General features: G+C 53.3%; 15 protein-coding genes. 3 read left to right on the top strand and 12 right to left on the bottom strand.

All coding sequences use genetic code 11. From position 1 onward, the window contains the following. Nucleotides 1-81 precede the first annotated feature (81 nt). Complete coding sequence (locus ABY734_RS05235; protein WP_372777949.1) at nt 82-966, top strand: tetratricopeptide repeat protein; 885 nt, start codon at nt 82-84, stop codon at nt 964-966. A gap of 42 nt (nt 967-1,008) precedes the next feature. Here the strand turns inward: ABY734_RS05235 and ABY734_RS05230 are convergent, their stop codons facing one another. The 9 genes from ABY734_RS05230 to ABY734_RS05190 form a co-directional block, all read right to left on the bottom strand. After that, a complete protein-coding gene (locus ABY734_RS05230) occupies nt 1,009-1,932 on the bottom strand; it encodes a glutathione S-transferase family protein (protein WP_372777948.1) in 924 nt (307 codons plus the stop codon). Between the two features lie 167 nt (nt 1,933-2,099). Beyond that, the gene (locus ABY734_RS05225) at nt 2,100-3,050 is read right to left on the bottom strand and encodes a diguanylate cyclase (RefSeq protein ID WP_372777947.1); all 951 of its coding nucleotides are present in this window, start codon (nt 3,048-3,050) and stop codon (nt 2,100-2,102) included. A 343-nt stretch (nt 3,051-3,393) separates the two neighbouring features. Then, nucleotides 3,394-3,771, bottom strand: a complete 378-nt coding sequence (locus tag ABY734_RS05220; protein ID WP_372777946.1) for a hypothetical protein — start codon at nt 3,769-3,771, stop codon at nt 3,394-3,396. A gap of 29 nt (nt 3,772-3,800) precedes the next feature. Then, nucleotides 3,801-5,261, bottom strand: a complete 1,461-nt coding sequence (locus tag ABY734_RS05215) for a hypothetical protein (RefSeq protein ID WP_372777945.1) — start codon at nt 5,259-5,261, stop codon at nt 3,801-3,803. Nucleotides 5,262-5,298: 37 nt separating this feature from the next. Then, nucleotides 5,299-7,635 carry a peptidase M19 gene (locus tag ABY734_RS05210; RefSeq protein WP_372777944.1) on the bottom strand — a complete coding sequence of 779 codons (2,337 nt, stop codon included), beginning with the start codon at nt 7,633-7,635 and terminating at the stop codon, nt 5,299-5,301. 252 nt (nt 7,636-7,887) lie between these two features. Next, nucleotides 7,888-9,894: a TonB-dependent receptor plug domain-containing protein gene (locus tag ABY734_RS05205; protein WP_372777943.1), complete on the bottom strand. Its 2,007-nt coding sequence runs from the start codon at nt 9,892-9,894 to the stop codon at nt 7,888-7,890. 364 nt (nt 9,895-10,258) lie between these two features. Beyond that, on the bottom strand, nt 10,259-10,540 hold the full coding sequence (locus ABY734_RS05200; RefSeq protein WP_372777942.1) for a hypothetical protein: 282 nt from the start codon (nt 10,538-10,540) through the stop codon (nt 10,259-10,261). 88 nt (nt 10,541-10,628) lie between these two features. Further along, complete coding sequence (locus ABY734_RS05195) at nt 10,629-10,901, bottom strand: hypothetical protein (protein ID WP_372777941.1); 273 nt, start codon at nt 10,899-10,901, stop codon at nt 10,629-10,631. Between the two features lie 96 nt (nt 10,902-10,997). Continuing rightward, nucleotides 10,998-11,960 (bottom strand): calcium/sodium antiporter, encoded by a 963-nt coding sequence (locus ABY734_RS05190; RefSeq protein WP_372777940.1) that lies wholly within the window; start codon nt 11,958-11,960, stop codon nt 10,998-11,000. A 126-nt stretch (nt 11,961-12,086) separates the two neighbouring features. Here ABY734_RS05190 and ABY734_RS05185 point away from each other — a divergent pair, with 126 nt between their 5' ends. Continuing rightward, the gene (locus ABY734_RS05185; RefSeq protein ID WP_372777939.1) at nt 12,087-12,344 is read left to right on the top strand and encodes a type II toxin-antitoxin system ParD family antitoxin; all 258 of its coding nucleotides are present in this window, start codon (nt 12,087-12,089) and stop codon (nt 12,342-12,344) included. Between the two features lie 95 nt (nt 12,345-12,439). Here ABY734_RS05185 and ABY734_RS05180 read toward each other — a convergent pair whose 3' ends face one another. After that, nucleotides 12,440-12,730, bottom strand: a complete 291-nt coding sequence (locus tag ABY734_RS05180; protein WP_372777938.1) for a hypothetical protein — start codon at nt 12,728-12,730, stop codon at nt 12,440-12,442. Between the two features lie 181 nt (nt 12,731-12,911). Continuing rightward, nucleotides 12,912-13,301 (bottom strand): hypothetical protein, encoded by a 390-nt coding sequence (locus ABY734_RS05175; RefSeq protein ID WP_372777937.1) that lies wholly within the window; start codon nt 13,299-13,301, stop codon nt 12,912-12,914. A gap of 233 nt (nt 13,302-13,534) precedes the next feature. Here ABY734_RS05175 and ABY734_RS05170 point away from each other — a divergent pair, with 233 nt between their 5' ends. Then, nucleotides 13,535-14,533 (top strand): integron integrase, encoded by a 999-nt coding sequence (locus ABY734_RS05170; RefSeq protein ID WP_372777936.1) that lies wholly within the window; start codon nt 13,535-13,537, stop codon nt 14,531-14,533. A gap of 24 nt (nt 14,534-14,557) precedes the next feature. Here ABY734_RS05170 and ABY734_RS05165 read toward each other — a convergent pair whose 3' ends face one another. Further along, nucleotides 14,558-16,102 carry an aldehyde dehydrogenase family protein gene (locus ABY734_RS05165; RefSeq protein WP_372777935.1) on the bottom strand — a complete coding sequence of 515 codons (1,545 nt, stop codon included), beginning with the start codon at nt 16,100-16,102 and terminating at the stop codon, nt 14,558-14,560. Nucleotides 16,103-16,227 lie beyond the last annotated feature (125 nt).

Genomic DNA, 16,227 nt, shown 5'->3' with positions numbered 1-16,227 from the left:
ATGTCGACAGCAGACAGATAGCGCCGTGTCTTTTGCTAGACACTGGCCACAACTTGGCGACGAGATTGATAAAGGTGATCCATGAAAAGATTAGGAAATGTGGTTTGCATTAGAGCTACGGCCCTTCTATTGGCAGCATTGTTAGCCGGCTGTGCAGCAACACCACTCGATAATGCCGCTCTAGAAAGCGAGACATTCGAGTCACACGTCGAGAACGGACAGCGGCATTGGAATGCCGGTGAATACGAAAGGGCAACCGACGCCTACCAGCAGGCACTGGCCCTTCAAGACCGGGCCGACATCCGCAAAGCATTGGGTCTGTTGGCACTTTCTATGAGCCGATTTTCTCAGGCTCGCGCCTACCTGGAGCCCCTGGTTCGAGACAACCCGGAGGACCTGAATCTTCGAGAAAACTACGCGATCACGCTACTGAAACAGCAGGATATCAAACAGGCGGAAGCCCAGTTTCTGGCGATTCATACGCTTTCGCCCGACCGACCGGCAACCCTGAACTACCTCGGTGTCATCAGCGACCTTCAGGGCGACTACGCCGCAGCAGGTGACTACTACCAAAAGGCTCTGTCGCTACAGCCCAATAATGCGATATTCAACAATAACTATGGCTACTCACGCCTGATGCTCGGCGACTTCATCGCAGCTGAGCACTGGTTCCGCCAGGCATTGGAACAAAATCCAGACCAGGCTGAACGTATCACCAATAATCTGGCTATCGCCTATGCCCGCCAGGGCCAATACGAGAAAGCAATCACACTGTTAAGTGCCACCGGGGACGAACCTTCCGTGCTCAACAATATTGGCTACGTCGCCCTGTTGAACGGTGACTATCGCAGCGCTATCGCCTATCTGGAAAGGGCCATTGAACTAAGCCCCAGCTACTATGCCAGAGCCGCCGCCAATCTTGAACTTGCCCGAAAATCGCTGGATAAGAGCGAAAGCGACTCCTGAGTTTGACTACTCACGTCAAAGCTCGACAGACCGGCGTCGCCCTCAGACGGCAACGATCGAATAGCTTGCCCGGGGGAAATGAACATGCAAGGTGCCAAACTCGGGAGTTTCTCTGGCGAGCACAATCCTGTCGTCAGTGATCGCAACCAGCGTCCCTGACACCGGCACAACAGCGTAGTCCGACGGTGCCACCTCCACCTCACTGCCCACCGCAACCGGCGAACCCTCTATACTGGCCGGCAATGGGCGCGGGTCGGCCGCCTTCGCCGCAGCAAAAGCCTGCTCACGTGTTATATCCTCACGATGCCCGTGCCCAATGTCAGACACCCGCTGAAACCAGTCTTTAACCCGCTGCCCGGCATCCAGCGGTCTTCGGCTGCAGTTTGCATGGAGCCACAAGGGGTGAAAACAAGCCAAATCCGCCAGTGCCGGCTCACTACCTCCAACCCAGTCGCTGTCAGCCAAACGAGCCTCCAAGGCTGATACCAGCGACTTCAGTTCTGCCTTGGCATCGTCGCCCTGGGGCGGGCGAACTGTTCCGCCCTTCATCATGCCCGCTCTGTCTTTGATAAAACGGAAGGTACCCACAGGACCAAAGCGCAGCAGCATTGTGCCGATTAAGCGCATAGGTGGAACGGCGCCTATGGCCGCAAAAAAAGCCTTCTTCTCCGCCTGCGCCATCAATGCCGTGTCAGCCTCACTGGCGTTGGCGGGATCAAGCGCCGGCCACTTAGCCGCCGCAGCGACTTCGCGCGCGATAAGCCCGGTATCACAAATAATATCCGCACCAATCTGCAATACCGGAATGCGGCGATACCCACCGGTCAGGGGGTCGAGGTTCGGCCTAGGTGGTTGCACGGGCGACTCCAGCGACTGCCAATGGAGTGCTGTCATCCCGAACATCAGCCGAACCTTTTCGGCGTAAGGTGACGCATCGTAGTGGTGAAGAATAATCGGCTTACTCATTGGGTTGTCTTCCTGATTGACTGTGGAATGCGGACTAAGATCCTACCACAGACGATACAGGCAAACTTAACAGGCCGGGCCGGACCCGGTGAGGGTCGGGCGATGTACAAAAGGGCAAGGGTTAGCGATTAGAGCAGTAAACCCGTGACAGGCTTATTTTATTATAGTTAAGCTCTCTTGGAGCCCGTCGATTGATATGCAGGCTGACGATAGATTGTCGTTTTGTTTCGGCCTGCAGCCTTTGAGGTATAGAGCGCTTCGTCTGCCGCGCTGAGGATACATTCCGGGCTTGAATCCTCACCGGGGATTCCGACAAAAACCCCGACACTGAGAGTAACGATCCCCAATGGTGAGTTCTCATGGGATATAGCCAAGGATTCCACTCGCTTTCTCAGCGCCTCGAAATGTTCAATCACAACCGCTTGTTCTGCAACGCTAGATGACACAACAACAAACTCATCACCGCCATAGCGAGCAGTAATGTCCTCAAGCCGCAAAAACGTTTTAGTCATTTCCTTCGCAATTCTGCAGAGCACCTTGTCACCGGCAACATGGCCATAGAAGTCGTTATATTGCTTGTAAAAGTCAATATCTATAAACGCTAAACACAAATTCATGTGGTGGCGAACATGAAAGCCATAAAGGCGTTCAAATTGGCTGTCAAAGAAGCGACGATTGTAAAGTGATGTTAACCCATCGTGGGTGGCCAGGGTTTGAAGCTCAGAATTCTTAAACGCGAGGGTGATGTTGGATTGTATAAGGGTGTCTCGATATTCACGTTCCTTAGAGATATCCCGGCTTCTAACAACCAGATAATCGTTTTGTCCGTCCGGTTTGATTGAAAAGTTGAGACTGATTCTCGCAGGGAAATGGGAGCCGTCCTTTTTCAGGCATTGCATTTCAAGCACCACTGGCGCACGATCAACTACCGCCTGCGTAATTTGGTTGATCCCCTTCTGATCGTCAGACATTTTGTAGAGAGCTACAGAGTTTTTGTCTTGAAGTTCTTCGAGCTCAAAGCCGTAAATTGCAGTGAACTTTGGATTGACGTACTCAACCGTGCTGGGGCGTCCTGAGCCGATAGCCAGCACCATCAACCCTTCGTCAAGCGAACTCATTATCGAGTTCAAGAGCTTTTTACATAGTGACATTATCCACTGCTTTGACTCATCCGGAGTCACGTTTGTGTGTTTTTCGAATGCGGTTGCCGCTGAGCGCGGGCTGTACTCTTCCGCATCATGAGTGGAGCACGTAAGAGATACGCTATCCAGAATTGTGAAGCAGTTCTATAGGTATTATTACTGACTAACGCCCCGCTCAAAATAATTCACACCCCGCAATAGATCCCTGTATTTTTTTTCAAAACATTGCTTTACGAAAGATCCTTTAGGAACTAAAAGAACCAGAGTAAGTACAATTGCATAGTAAAGCCCGGCCTAAGCTGCATACTGCACCAGCAAATTAACGGGGCCGAACTTCTAGCACCGCTAATTTGCTGTGAGATTTGTGTAACTCAACCTCAAAACGGCCACTGATGTCAGCGCGGAAGGTGATCTCCGAGCTCTGACCAGGCATCAGCTCAGCCGACAGGTCATAACCGTGAAGATGCGCCTCATCTATCTGGTTTGTGAAGAACCGCAGCGTGACCAGCGTGCCTTCAACCACGGCCACAACAGCCGGCCCCTCCGCGAGCTGACCGCTTTTCACCGTAAAATCCACTATCCGCGTCGGCAGATCAAGGGATGGTGTCGCAGGCTCTTGCGCGGGTTTCATCAGCAGGAACAAACCGGTCAGCAACAGGGCGCCAAGCAGCAGGATCGCAATGGTTGATTTAGTCACTGTGTTACTCCATTTCGAGGTCTTATTCTTCAAAGAAAACGCAGAGCCGTTAGCGGTTGCGCGAGAATCCACAATCCCGCGATGGTAAAACCGATCATCAACGCCAGCATGGGTAACTGGCTGGTCATTGCCTTGCCTCGGGAACCAAACACCCGTAATGCGACCCGGTGGGCAACCCACACGCTAACCACATGCCCAAACAGGATCAAACCCACCTGCGAATGCCAGATGGTTCCCATCTCAGGCAGAATCGGGGCGCGAAAACTATGCAATGTGCCGAACAGGTTCCAGTGCCAGCCAAACGGATCAGAGGCCAGGCTGATGATTTTCAGGCCATGGCTCAGGATCAGCGTGGCGTAGTGGGTCAGGTGGTAGACGAAGGCAATGGGCAGTAGGGTGTAGCCGAAATCCAGCGCCAGCTGGCCGATCGTGCGCTGCGACCCGGTCAGTAGTTTGGCTAGTTTCAGTGTCAGCAAATACAGCGCCAGATAAACAAAGGGCGAAGCCAGCAGACACAGCGTTCCCCAAGCGACATACCACGGCATAAATACCTCGATCGCATTGATCGGACGAACGCCCTGCCACTGCGTCATCCAGCCGGTAGGGTCGCCCCAGAACAACATCGACCACCCTTGGGTCGCCTTAAGCCCGTCGAAGGCGGTGGTAGAGAGCATCGCCAGCGCAAATGTCACCGTACTGATATGTCTCGGTGCCTCTTGAGTCAGCCCGCTAAACGGCCAGCGCAGAGACAATTGACCCGGCTCGCCATGATTTCCTCGCTGGTAATGAACAGGCGCCATAAGCGCAATCAGCCGGAAAAAAACGGAAAAGAACTCACAATGCCTAAACCAGGCGCGCGCTCCAACCAGCCAAACGCCGCCGAGGTTGAGTACGGTATATACGGTGAGAAAGGTGGCCAGAGGCTTGGGCCTGCCACTGCCAAACAATTCAAACCAGATAAAACCGAGATACAGCAAAAGAGCTGGCCAATCCGCCAGCGCGCGCGGATAGTTCACTCGGCCTGCGCAAAAGTTTCGCCAGACTCGCCCGATGCCGTTAGCCAGGCTATGCCAGGGATTCAGTGCCGCATAAAAATTACCGATGAACAGCGTCAGGTAGGTGAACAGCAGAACAAAAATGACCCAGAAAAACGTCAGACTGAAATTGCGCAATGGATCGCGGTGACCAAGAAAGCCGGTTGCGACACACAGCAGCAGTATGAAAACTGCAAACAGGCGCAGGGTCGGCATTGCGCGTCGCAGGGTAGGCAGAACATTGATTGGCACAGAGCCCGCTGGACGTGGCCCAGCCGGTGAAGTCATGAACAGCGCCGCAACAACAAAAGAGACAACCAAAGTTGCTGCAGCGCCCCAGGCATAGAGCCAGAGTGGCACCGGCAAGGTGTACAGCCGCCCGAAACTGTGCGCCTGCGCGACACCCGGCAAAGCTGTCAGCAATGTGCTGATGAGGACAACGGGCCAATAACGCACCACCTACTCCGGCCGGTAAAAAGGGCTTGGCATTCCTCTAGTGAGACTCCAGTTGCTGAACCGTTTGAGGAACCGGCAGTGTCCGCGCATGGGCAGCGGCTTCCAGTGTCTGCTCCCACATTTGCAGATAGGTTTCGGCTGAATTGTAGAAAGAGTCCAATGCTTCCTTGCCACCTTCCAGCCGGATCTCTTCCACAAGGTCCGGGATCATGCCGTAATGGTACATACCGCCTTCATTGACGTCCCACAACCTGCCGTTATCACTGGGGACAGATAGCATCTCAAACAGAAGTGGCGCCGTGTTATCGAACTGTGGCCCCCAATCGTCACCGCTAAAGAGTCGAAAGGGATAAGGTACGGCGCCTGTCTCCTTGACGCGGCCCATGCCTCGTGGCCCCGGCAGGTCGCGCAAGCCGTTAGCATCGGCGCCATAGCCCACCGAAAACTCCCGCGTGGTGCCGGATGCATCCCACAGGGGTTTCAGCTGCTCAAGAAACTTCACATGGTCAAAACCATTCTTGTTGCCTGGGTAGATCACCCCGCCCTGCAGGATAATCTGTTTGGCCTGTTCGTTGTTGATGCCACCCTGCCCGCCGTGGCCGGATACCAAGGGGTAGTCCGGCTCAGTCTTCGCAGTATGATCCAGCATGATCTGTTTGCTTTTTATCTCAGCGTGGTCGATGTCTATGATGAATCCCTTCTTCATCATTTTGTCGATAGCGTAGATACCCAGATCCGTCACGGTGCGCGCGTTGCAGCGGCGACCGGATTCCATTGTCGGCACCATGCCATTAGTCGCCTCCAGCAACAAGGCGATGTTAGGGTCGTCGCCCAAGTTGCTCAGAACGGGATCTAATATGGGCTGTGGAATCGGGACGCTGTCATCCTGCGGCTCCCGGGTAGCCAAATACTTCAACCCGGCGTTGTAGAGAAAGTTCTCGCCTTCACCACCATCTTCGCAGGCATAGGTCTCGAAGAATCGTCCGGTGCCGTAGAAGTTCACCAGCTCCAATATATCGCTGAACAAGCCCGCTCCGCCCAGAGAGCTATCCACATCGTGGAAGGGGAAGACCTGACGCACACCGGCGTCCCAAACGCGATCAATTTCGGCGTCTATATCTTCTTTGGTGCAGGACGATATCTCGTTGTCACCAGGCAGGAACCGTACGTTACAGCCCCAGATATTAGTGAATTCCAAACCGGGGATCACCGCCAGCTTGCCCTCTGCAATGACTTGACGTGCCTCGGCTGGTGAACCGACGATCCGGAAGAAGCCTTTGCCAGGGCCACCGAACTGGGCATCGATATAGTCCTGCATGTCGCTGAGGTACTCGACCTGCTTCATGCCAACACTCATATCCACGCAATCGAGATCAAGCGGGTTCTGGCCACGAGATGGCCCAGTATTTTGAGCAACCTGACACAGTGCCTCGATATTGGTGCCGAGCACAGTCATCAATCGCAGACCAGACATCCAGGCCCGCTCCACCCAGCGCCAGTACATTTGCTGGTGAAGTTGTGAGTCATTCTTAGGCCAGTCGATAAAGGTCGGCCAGCCCTCGGTATCGTGGGTGGTGCCGGGCGAGCTATCGAGAATCAGCGCCTCCGGGTCGGTCATACCATCGGGCCCGTGAAAACTCTCACAATTACCCAGCGCGTGCGGTACGCCAAAGCGATGAACCGCCTGGCCCCACTGCACACCACCGGCCGAAGGGCCGACATTGCGGCTGCCATCCGACATTTCACTGCCCATCGACATATGGGCGTGAACCTCGGCAAAACCCAACACGGGCTCATTGACGTTACCGGTATAGCTCTGGCCAATCACGCCGAGCGGCATCTCCGGGTACTCGGCACAGCCGAAGGCAGCCTCAAAGGTCAGCGGCGCCGGAGTATCGCCGAGCACCAGCAGCCCATTCGCACCGACCGCCAGCGAGCCACCCAGCGTGGCGGCATTGAGAACGTCGCCGCTTTCAGTAAAGGTCCAGTCAGAACCATCTTCAGCCTCTAAAAGCGGTACCGTCGACACATCTGAGCCACTGGCTGTCATCAGCATCTCGTCCGATGTGTAAAACAGGTAGCGCGCCAGGTTGGCTGCCCGCATATAGAACTTTTCAGCACTGCCCGCACTGGTGCCATTGGCGACAAAAGTCTCGCCATCGCGCACCACATAGTCACTGCCCACCTTCATTACCCAGCACTGGTTGTATAAGTCGTATTTCCCCAGTGGTGAAACCGGGGCCGGGGCAGGCACACTATTGCTACTGCTGCTTGAATCGTCGTTGCAGGCGCTCAAGCCGGCCAGCAACAATAGCGAGATGGAAGTCCGAAGGGTTATTGAAAGCGCGTTCTTAAGCAGAAACCGCTGAATCATGGGGCAAACATCCTGTGCGTTATTATTGTGTTAACTTTCTGATTATAAATACTATTTAAGCGTAGAACTGGCCAAGGGTGGCCTTTAGCATAATATTGACGCCGACCACATAATACACTCAGTTCAGCGGTGCTGAAACCGATAGGCCGTAGAATCTAACTACCTGTTGATGGCGACTCCCAGTCTGAAGGAGCGCGGGTGGAGTGCCCTATGTTACGGGAGAGGGCGGCAAAACAGACAAGAGCCGGTGCACTAGAATTTAAGCACGAGCTGCAGGTACGCACTTCGGTCAACTTCAACGGGTGGAGTGCCCACCACCCGGTCGACAAACTCCTGATGTCCGCCGGTTAGCAGATTTCTGCCGACAAGGCTAAGCGTTGCGTTGGGCGAGAGCACTTTACTTACTTTCAGGTCGAGCGCGGTGTACGCGTCTATATGATGTTGTTCAATGTTGTCGACGTAGCGCAGGGTCGTTGACAGTTCCACTTGCCGAGGCAGATCCCAATGAGAGGTAACTGCCGCTTTGTGTCTCGGGCTTTCCCGTTCGGCGTTGTCAGCATTGGGATCATTACTCTGATCGGCCTCTACCTCAATATCGACATAGGAGTAGATGAATTCGCCGCGCCAGCTGGGTGATGCCTTGAAGCCAACGCTGAGTTCGCCACCCCGAGAGGTGGCCGCGGCACCATTGGTGGCGATAAGGGGCACTATGAACGGCGTCGGCCCGGTAGAGGGTTCTGGCGCGCCGGGCTCCAGCGTTCGGAGATCCTCGTACTCGTTGTAGTAAAGCGCCGTATCGAGGGTGAGCCTGTCGCTGACATTAAAACGCCAACCAAATTCATAGGCCTTCAAGCGCTCAGATTCAAAAGCTTCATCCCCACGAATTTGCAATTGCACCGCGGGATTAAGCAGGTCGAAATCGATAATCACATCATGCTCGGTTCGGCTCGGTGTGCGGCGGGCGTCAGATGAGGCGAGCCAGAAGGTCATGTTTTTCTGAGGCGTCCACACCATGCGCATATTCGGCTGCTGCTCTTCGCCGGTAAAATCATTGTGCGATATCTTTACGCCCATGATTGCCCTCAGAGATTTCAGTAGCTGATGCTCATACTGAACAAAGCCACTGGTCACCGCGTACTCGCGCCGCGTTGGCCTGTAGCGAATATACTGGTCTTGAAGGTTATCCTTGGTCAGACGGTAGGCAAGGCCCCAGAGCAGCCGGTTTGCTGCTGTTGGTTTGAAGTCATGTTGCAGATCGAGATCGTAACTGTTGATTTCGAGGTCAAAAAACAGGTCATCTCGCTTTGAGTGGTCTGCAGTAAAGCGAGAGCGAAAGTTGTGTTTATCGCTTGCCTGCTTCTCCCAATGAGCCAGAAAATTCATGCCGGAATAGCTCACATGCTTTCTGCGCAGTTCGGTTGCCGAACCGGAACCCGGTGCCGGCAGAATCAGCTCCTCATTCTGGTTGCCCTCGTAAGCGTTGAACTGTAGGCTCGTTGCACCCTGCTCCACCGATCCAAAATCCAGCCGAAAGCCGCCTTGCGAACCCGTCCATTGATCATAGTTGTCTGATCCGTCAGGCCTGGTTGCATCGTCGCGCTCAAAGGATTTGAAATACGCACGCCCGTAGCGGTTGTTACCAAAAGCTTTTCCGTATCTGATACTGCCAAACCAGCGCTCTTCATCCCCGGCAGCTACAGAAGCCTTGCCACCAATCGTGTCGCAGCTATGTTTGGTAACGATATTGATAACACCATTAAAGGCATTGCCACCCCACAATGCGGTACCGGGCCCTCTAACGACTTCTATCCTGTCGATGTCTTCGATCAGAGTATCCAGCGTGTCCCAGAACATCCCGATTTTGGCTGGGGAAAAAGCGCTGCGACCGTCGACGAGGATCAAAAGCCGGTTGGTGAAAATGCCGCCATTGAAGCCGCGAATGCCAATACCCCACTTACCCTTACCGATCCGGGTAACCTCTACGCCGGGTACCAGCCGCAACAATTCAGGTATCGATGTCGCGCCGGAACGTTGAATGGTTGAATTCTTGAGGATGTAGACCGCGGCAGAAGAGTCCTGAAGCCGTTCGCCTCGGCGAGCAGACACACTGATATTGACGTTCATCAGTTGCTCAAGGCTAAGCTCCGTGAGGTTTTCCATGCTCTGGGCGGGCACCCCCAGCAGGTATAACGGCCCCAGCCAGCAAAAATTCAAGATTTTTGCCAGACGCCGACCGTTCACTCCGCCACGATCGCCCATGTAACGCCCTTTACAGGTTAATTTTTAGACACCGTTGTATTTCAGCGTAGTGCAGGTATTGTCGAAGTGCCAGCAGATCGCTGAGCCTTGATCGAATTTTCAATGACGTTGGAGTGAAATACCCGAAATTGACTCGCTAATTCACAACTTCCAGATTATGAGTGCTTGCGACTGCTCATTTACGCGGGCGAAGTAAGTGATCTGGCCTTTCATGCCCTGCTTCAGCGATAGCAACGCTCCAGGCTGCATAGGAGTCACCCCATTGCGCTTATCGCCAGATCATAAAACGGCCCTGTTCACCGGGCGGGCTCAGATTCAAGTGCTGAGCGCAGCTAAACTCAGCCAGTCTTGGCAGGAATGTGTCTTAGCGATCGACTCCCGCCGCGCTGACAAATTCCGCCCATTTTTTAGCAACGTTTTTCCCTGCGTCACCCGACAAGTAGGACAAACCATGGCCCCGGCTTTCTGCGCTGATAATATGGGCGATAGCTTCAGTGGTTTTATGCATATGTAAAAGTGCATACATCTCGGCCGCCGCTGCCAAATGCCGGGTAATTTTCGGGCGCTCACTTGATTCATTGGTGCGCTCTAAAGCATCTCTCAATGCAAATGTGTAGCCCGTAAGTTTACTGATAATTTCTTCCATGCTTAATTACGCCTAAAGTCGGAAGTACGCGCATAAAACCTGAAGTTACACAGAGGATTGTGTCACTACTGAGTCATACCATTTATTCTCAGTCCACGGTACAGCCGCGCTCTTGAAAACAAAATGAAAGGCTTGCCTGGCTATGCCGTTTTATCTCTATATCCACCGTCATGTCTCTGCCAAGCCTGTACACCCGCTCCTCGGTTGCCCGCTCTCCATTAACGAAAATGCGATTTTTCTCGTCAATGTATATCGTGTAATGCTGTTTGTTGGGCGATGAACCCACATACCAAGCCAGCCCGGAGACTACCGCGAAAATAATGACCAGAGACGCTACCATTGGCACTAAAAATCTGGTCATGACTTTAAAACCTGTTTTTCAGCGGTATGCGCAGCGAATCCGGCCCTTGCGCAAGAAAAAGCAGGATCAGCCGCCGCAACAGTTTGCCATGCCATATCAGCCACCGAACACCGCAAAACTCAACCAAACGTAAATACCATAGCCAATCAGAAGCACTCCGCCCTCCGCACGGCTAAGGCGGCGGCCCGAGTACAAGAACAAAAGCAGAAGCACCGCTGTTCCAAGCATGACCCATTGATCAAACTGCAAAATTCTTGCATGAACTGGCAGCGGCTGAAGTAGCGCGGAAACCCCAAGAATCCCCAGTAAATTGAAGATATTGCTGCCCAGTATGTTTCCGACAGCCACATCTGCATGCCGCCGAATAGCGGCAATTACCGATATGGACAATTCTGGTAGCGAGGTGCCCACGGCCACCAGCGTCAAACCAATAACGGCCTCTGGCACAGCAAAATGCTCTGCAATGCCAATGGCCCCCATCAGCAGCACTTGTGATCCGGCAATTAAGAGCAGCAAGCCAAAAGCGACGGCGGTTACAGTCCACAACAACGACTTCGGAATGGCGGCGACCTCATCTGCTTCAGCCTGGTGTAATTCACCTGAGGGCCCAGCGTGAAACCGCTCGCTGCGGTAAGCCCAAACCAGATAAGCACCCAGAGCGACCAGGAATACAGCCGCATCTGCACGCACCAGGGCACTTCCCCCAACCAGAACAAGAAACAATACACTTGCTGCGACAACCGTGACCGCATCCCGCCTCAGGGCAAGCGGCTTGACGACCATTGGCGATATCAAGGCGCAAATTCCGAGTATCAGCAGGATATTACTGATGTTGCTACCAACTACGTTGCCGATCGCAATGTCTGGTCGCCCTTCCACCGCAGCATTCACAGACACTACCAACTCCGGAGCAGAGGTACCGAAGCCCACAATAACCAGACCACTGAGCAAGGGTGACACACCGAGCCGCTTTGCCGCCGCCAGCGAGCCCCGGATCAACGCTTCCCCGCCAACTGTGAGCAAAGCAATACCTGAAAGAAGAAACACAATATCCAACATATTTTAACGGTAGCTCCTTAAGAATTACGCCGCAGGCTGCCGCGCGGTTTTTTCGGCACCGGCTTACCTTGCCTTGTTATGGGCATTTTCGCAAAACATACCAATATTTGGCACAGGAGGCTTCCTATGACCAGAAATACCAACATTACCCTTGGCCGAGACTTTGACGCGTTTATTGCTGAACAGATAGAAGATGGCCGCTATGGCGCTGTGAGCGAAATGGTGCGAGCAAAAAAGGGGACCAAAAAAGGCACGGAGGGATTAAATATCGCGCATCATGCCTCTTGGTGGATTTTTAACCCCTCTGTCCCCTTTTTCTCCAATATTTGGCACAGGAGGCTGCCCATGACCAGAAATACGAGCATTACTTGGCCCAGACCTTGACGAGTTTATTGCCGAACAGATAGAAGATCGCCGCTATAGCGCTGTGAGCGACATGGTGCGAGCATAAAAGGGGACGACAAAAGGGAACGGCGGGATTAAATATCGCGCATCACGCCTCTTGGTGGATTTTTAACCCCTCCGTCCCCTTTTTTTTTTAAGTGATTCCAGTAAGAATCCCACTCATCACGGTTCAGCCCAACTGAATTTAGTAGGGCTTCTGTGAATGCAACACGATCTTCTACGACTCCTTTCCAGTGAGTGGGTTCTGCATTCGAGCCAAATACCTTACACCACTCTAGAACGGCCAAATCAAGAAAGCCTCCATGAATTAGCCGCCAAAAGTTCAACTTTGGATCTTCATCAATGGTAGTGAGAGCACTCTTCATATGAATGCACCTAACGATTTGGACGAGTATCGCTCGTTGTTTATGTATTCTTTCTTCCATACTCTCTAGAAAACATAACGCCCTGCTAAGGGGCGGCCAAAGCAGCGCTTTGGGCGTCCCGCGGAGGCCGCGTCTTTTGCGGCCGGAGTGAACTTAAGCAGCTTGTTATAGGGATTTCTGGTCATTGCTCAAGTTCCGCTGCAACTAATGAATTGTACTGCTTTGCGAACTGGTCAAATACTTCAATTAGCTCGATTTGGCATGAGTAAAACACTTTGCTTGGGTCTAGAAAGTCTTCTCGTATACCGGAACCTTTGTAATCAGGCCAATATTTACCATCGGGCAGCCCGTTTATATTGAAACCCTCCGGGTGTACAGAAGGGGTGGGGATGAACCGTAAGTCGCCTTTCTTCTTGGCTTTTTTAAATTCGGCTGTAGCGTCGGTAGATTTAAGTTCAGCGATCATAGTTTCGACGTATTCTGGGCACGCGTCGTCCACTTGCGCTATAACCTGTGCAGAAAGCAAGCCTCCTAGAAAAAGCGCCACAACGGTTCGCATCTTTAGTGACATCATCCAATCCCTATAACAGCCTGTTAATGAGGTCTCCGACCTCATAATAATTATTAGCTGGGGCCCACTGTAATATATTAGAGAGGGCCCCACCCTATGCTCTATCCATCTGTTTTTATTGAATATTACCCCAAGACCGACAATAGCCCACCCGATTAAGCTGGGGCCCATTGAAATAAAAACACGAAAGACATACTGTATACATAAACAGTAATTGATAATGGAGTATCGATATGACTGTGGCTGCATCCCCATTCCTTGAGTCTATTCGCGCACACATGCTGGTTCGGCGTTACAGCCGGCGAACGGTCAGTGCTTATTTGTATTGGATTAAGTACTTTATTATTTTTCACGGCAAAAAGCACCCACGAGATATGGGCGACAATGAGGTAGAACAGTTTCTTACCTGGCTGGCATGTGAAAGGCATGTTTCAGCGGGCACACAGGCTATTGCTTTGAATTCTCTTGCCTATCTTTACAATAAATTTCTCAATCAACCGCTAGGCAAGCTAGGCCAGTTCCGACGGGCAAATCGGCAGGCAAAACTACCTACGGTATTAACCTCTCAAGAAGTTGGCGCGTTACTCTCACATTTAAACGGTATACATCAGCTTATGGCGGCCATGCTCTATGGCTCCGGGCTTAGGCGTATCGAGCTGGTTCGCTTGCGGGTGAAGGATGTTGATTTTGACTTCCAGCAGTTGAAGATATGGCAAGGCAAGGGCGACAAACATCGATTGACGACATTGGCACCTGAGTTAGCTCCCCTCCTTCGGCGTCAGATTGAACAGGTTAAGCTCACACTGGAGGAGGACAAAGACAACCCGAATTACGCTGGCGTATGGATGCCAGATGCGCTTGCACGCAAGTTCCCCAAAGCACCTCTCAGCGTCGACTGGCAATACCTGTTCCCGGCTTCTCGATTGAGCATTGATCCACAGTCGCAACAGATTCGCCGCCATCACTTCGATGAAAGTACATTGAACAAGCTCGTAAAAAACGCAGCCAAAGCGGCGAACATTCCCAAGACAGTCAGCTGCCATACACTGCGCCACTCCTTCGCCACGCATTTACTGCAATCAGGCGCCGACATACGCACGGTTCAGCAGCAACTCGGCCACAGTGATGTCACAACCACGGAGATATACACCCATGTGCTGAAACAGGGGGCGCAGGGAGTAAAAAGCCCGCTGAGCGGGCTGATGCAGGGTTGGCAGCAGCCTTCTGTGTGAAGGCTGCTTTTAGCAGGGAATGGCTCAGGCCAGCCAGCGGCCCAGCGGGGTTTTACCCCACAGGAAGTTGATGAACTTCTTCATGCCTTCCACGTTGTCACTGGTGTAGGGGTAGCCGCTTTGCAGCTTGCCCTTGCCTTTGTCGATCAGTATGGGTTGGGCGAAGCAGTAACCGCGAATGCCGGTGATGCTGTTCACCTGGCCAACACCGCTGTGCTTGCGGCCACCGAAAGGCGCTGTGGGTACACCGTAGGTCATGGCCATGTCGTTCACACTGACACCTCCGGTGTCGATGCGGCGGGCAAGGTTAAAGCCTTTGTCCAGATCAGAGGTCCACACGTTGCCGTTGAGGCCAAATTCGCTGTCGTTGGCAAGACGCAGGGCTTCGTTCTCGTCGCGCACTTTCTGAATGCAGATAATGGGGCCGAAGGTTTCATCGCGCATGATGGTCATGTCGTGCGTTACATCGGTGATCACGGTAGGCAGGTAGTACAGGCCTTTAAGCTCGGTATTGCGGCTGCCGCCGACGTGTATCTTGGCACCTTTGGCTCGGGCGTCTTCAACGTGGCTTTCGATAATGGTCATCTGTTTGTCCCAGAAAACCGCGCCCACATCTTCATCGCCACCATGTTCGGGGCCCTGCTTCAGGGTTTTGGTTTTCTCGACAACCTTGGCAACAAACTCGTCGTAGACGCTTTCCATCACGTAGATGCGTTCGGTACCACAGCAGTAATGGCCGGTGTTCATGCAGGAACCTGCCAGCGCGCCGTCAACCGCGCGATCCAGATTGGCGTCGGCACAGACAATCATCGCGTCTTTACCGCCGAGTTCCAGTGTCACCGGAATCAGCTGGCGTGCACAGGCTTCGGCCACTTTACGGCCCGTGTTCACACTGCCGGTAAATGAAATCTTGTCGACGCCGGCTTCAACCAGGTCAGCACCGGTTTGGCCATCGCCCATCAGCACCTGAACCACGCCATCTGGCATGCCCGCTTCGCGGTAGATGTCTTCCAGCAGCTTGGAGGAATACGGGGTCACTTCCGAGCCTTTCAGTACCACAGCGTTACCCGCCAGCAGGGCCTGCACCGCGGGGTTGGCCGCCAGCACGAAGGGGCCGTTCCAGGGCACGATAACGCCCACCACACCCAGCGGCTTGTAGACAATTTTCATTTTCTTGGTCAGGCCAACAATGCCCGGCACTTTGCGCTTTTCAGTGGCCAGGAATTTTTTGGCGTGCTTGGCGTAGTAGGTCATGGCGTCAACCACGGAGAATATCTCCATGCTCAGCGCATCAGCAGGCGCCTTGCCGGTTTCCTTGATCACCGTGTCGATGATTTCGTCCTGGCGCTTGAGGATAACCTGCACCGCCTTCTGGATGACTTTGGCGCGCGCTTCAACGGGCATTTCGGCCCAGGCGGTCTGGGCCTTGCGGGCCTTGGCTACCGCGGCTTTCACGTCCTCGGTATTGGCGCATACCAGCTCGCCTATCGGTTCCATGGTGACCGGGCTGGTCAATTGGTACACCCGGCGGTTTTCACCTGCTTTTTCAATCGGTTGATATATGGACATGGCGCCCTCCCTTCCTGTCAGAGACTAATAATTATTAGCCAACGAGTATACGCCCGGTTCTGCGTATAAAAAATGTCCGAAATGTTAGAATCGGACGCGGCCCTCAGCCGGACGCAATCACCATT

The sequence above is a fragment of the Litorivivens sp. genome (assembly GCF_041624475.1).
Taxonomy (GTDB): Bacteria; Pseudomonadota; Gammaproteobacteria; order Pseudomonadales; family Spongiibacteraceae; genus Litorivivens.
The sequence above is the reverse complement of the archived record's forward strand: the minus strand, read 5'-3'. Positions and strand labels throughout refer to the sequence as shown.

What these genes read in the sequence shown, in the direction of transcription:
- ABY734_RS05185 (WP_372777939.1), top strand. Translation starts at nt 12,087, where the DNA reads ATGACCAGAAATACCAACATTACCCTTGGCCGAGACTTTGACGCGTTT.
- ABY734_RS05165 (WP_372777935.1), bottom strand. Translation starts at nt 16,102, where the DNA reads ATGTCCATATATCAACCGATTGAAAAAGCAGGTGAAAACCGCCGGGTG.
- ABY734_RS05225 (WP_372777947.1), bottom strand. Translation starts at nt 3,050, where the DNA reads ATGAGTTCGCTTGACGAAGGGTTGATGGTGCTGGCTATCGGCTCAGGA.
- ABY734_RS05180 (WP_372777938.1), bottom strand. Translation starts at nt 12,730, where the DNA reads ATGAAGAGTGCTCTCACTACCATTGATGAAGATCCAAAGTTGAACTTT.
- ABY734_RS05230 (WP_372777948.1), bottom strand. Translation starts at nt 1,932, where the DNA reads ATGAGTAAGCCGATTATTCTTCACCACTACGATGCGTCACCTTACGCC.
- ABY734_RS05170 (WP_372777936.1), top strand. Translation starts at nt 13,535, where the DNA reads ATGACTGTGGCTGCATCCCCATTCCTTGAGTCTATTCGCGCACACATG.
- ABY734_RS05210 (WP_372777944.1), bottom strand. Translation starts at nt 7,635, where the DNA reads ATGATTCAGCGGTTTCTGCTTAAGAACGCGCTTTCAATAACCCTTCGG.
- ABY734_RS05200 (WP_372777942.1), bottom strand. Translation starts at nt 10,540, where the DNA reads ATGGAAGAAATTATCAGTAAACTTACGGGCTACACATTTGCATTGAGA.
- ABY734_RS05205 (WP_372777943.1), bottom strand. Translation starts at nt 9,894, where the DNA reads ATGGGCGATCGTGGCGGAGTGAACGGTCGGCGTCTGGCAAAAATCTTG.
- ABY734_RS05175 (WP_372777937.1), bottom strand. Translation starts at nt 13,301, where the DNA reads ATGTCACTAAAGATGCGAACCGTTGTGGCGCTTTTTCTAGGAGGCTTG.
- ABY734_RS05235 (WP_372777949.1), top strand. Translation starts at nt 82, where the DNA reads ATGAAAAGATTAGGAAATGTGGTTTGCATTAGAGCTACGGCCCTTCTA.
- ABY734_RS05195 (WP_372777941.1), bottom strand. Translation starts at nt 10,901, where the DNA reads ATGACCAGATTTTTAGTGCCAATGGTAGCGTCTCTGGTCATTATTTTC.
- ABY734_RS05190 (WP_372777940.1), bottom strand. Translation starts at nt 11,960, where the DNA reads ATGTTGGATATTGTGTTTCTTCTTTCAGGTATTGCTTTGCTCACAGTT.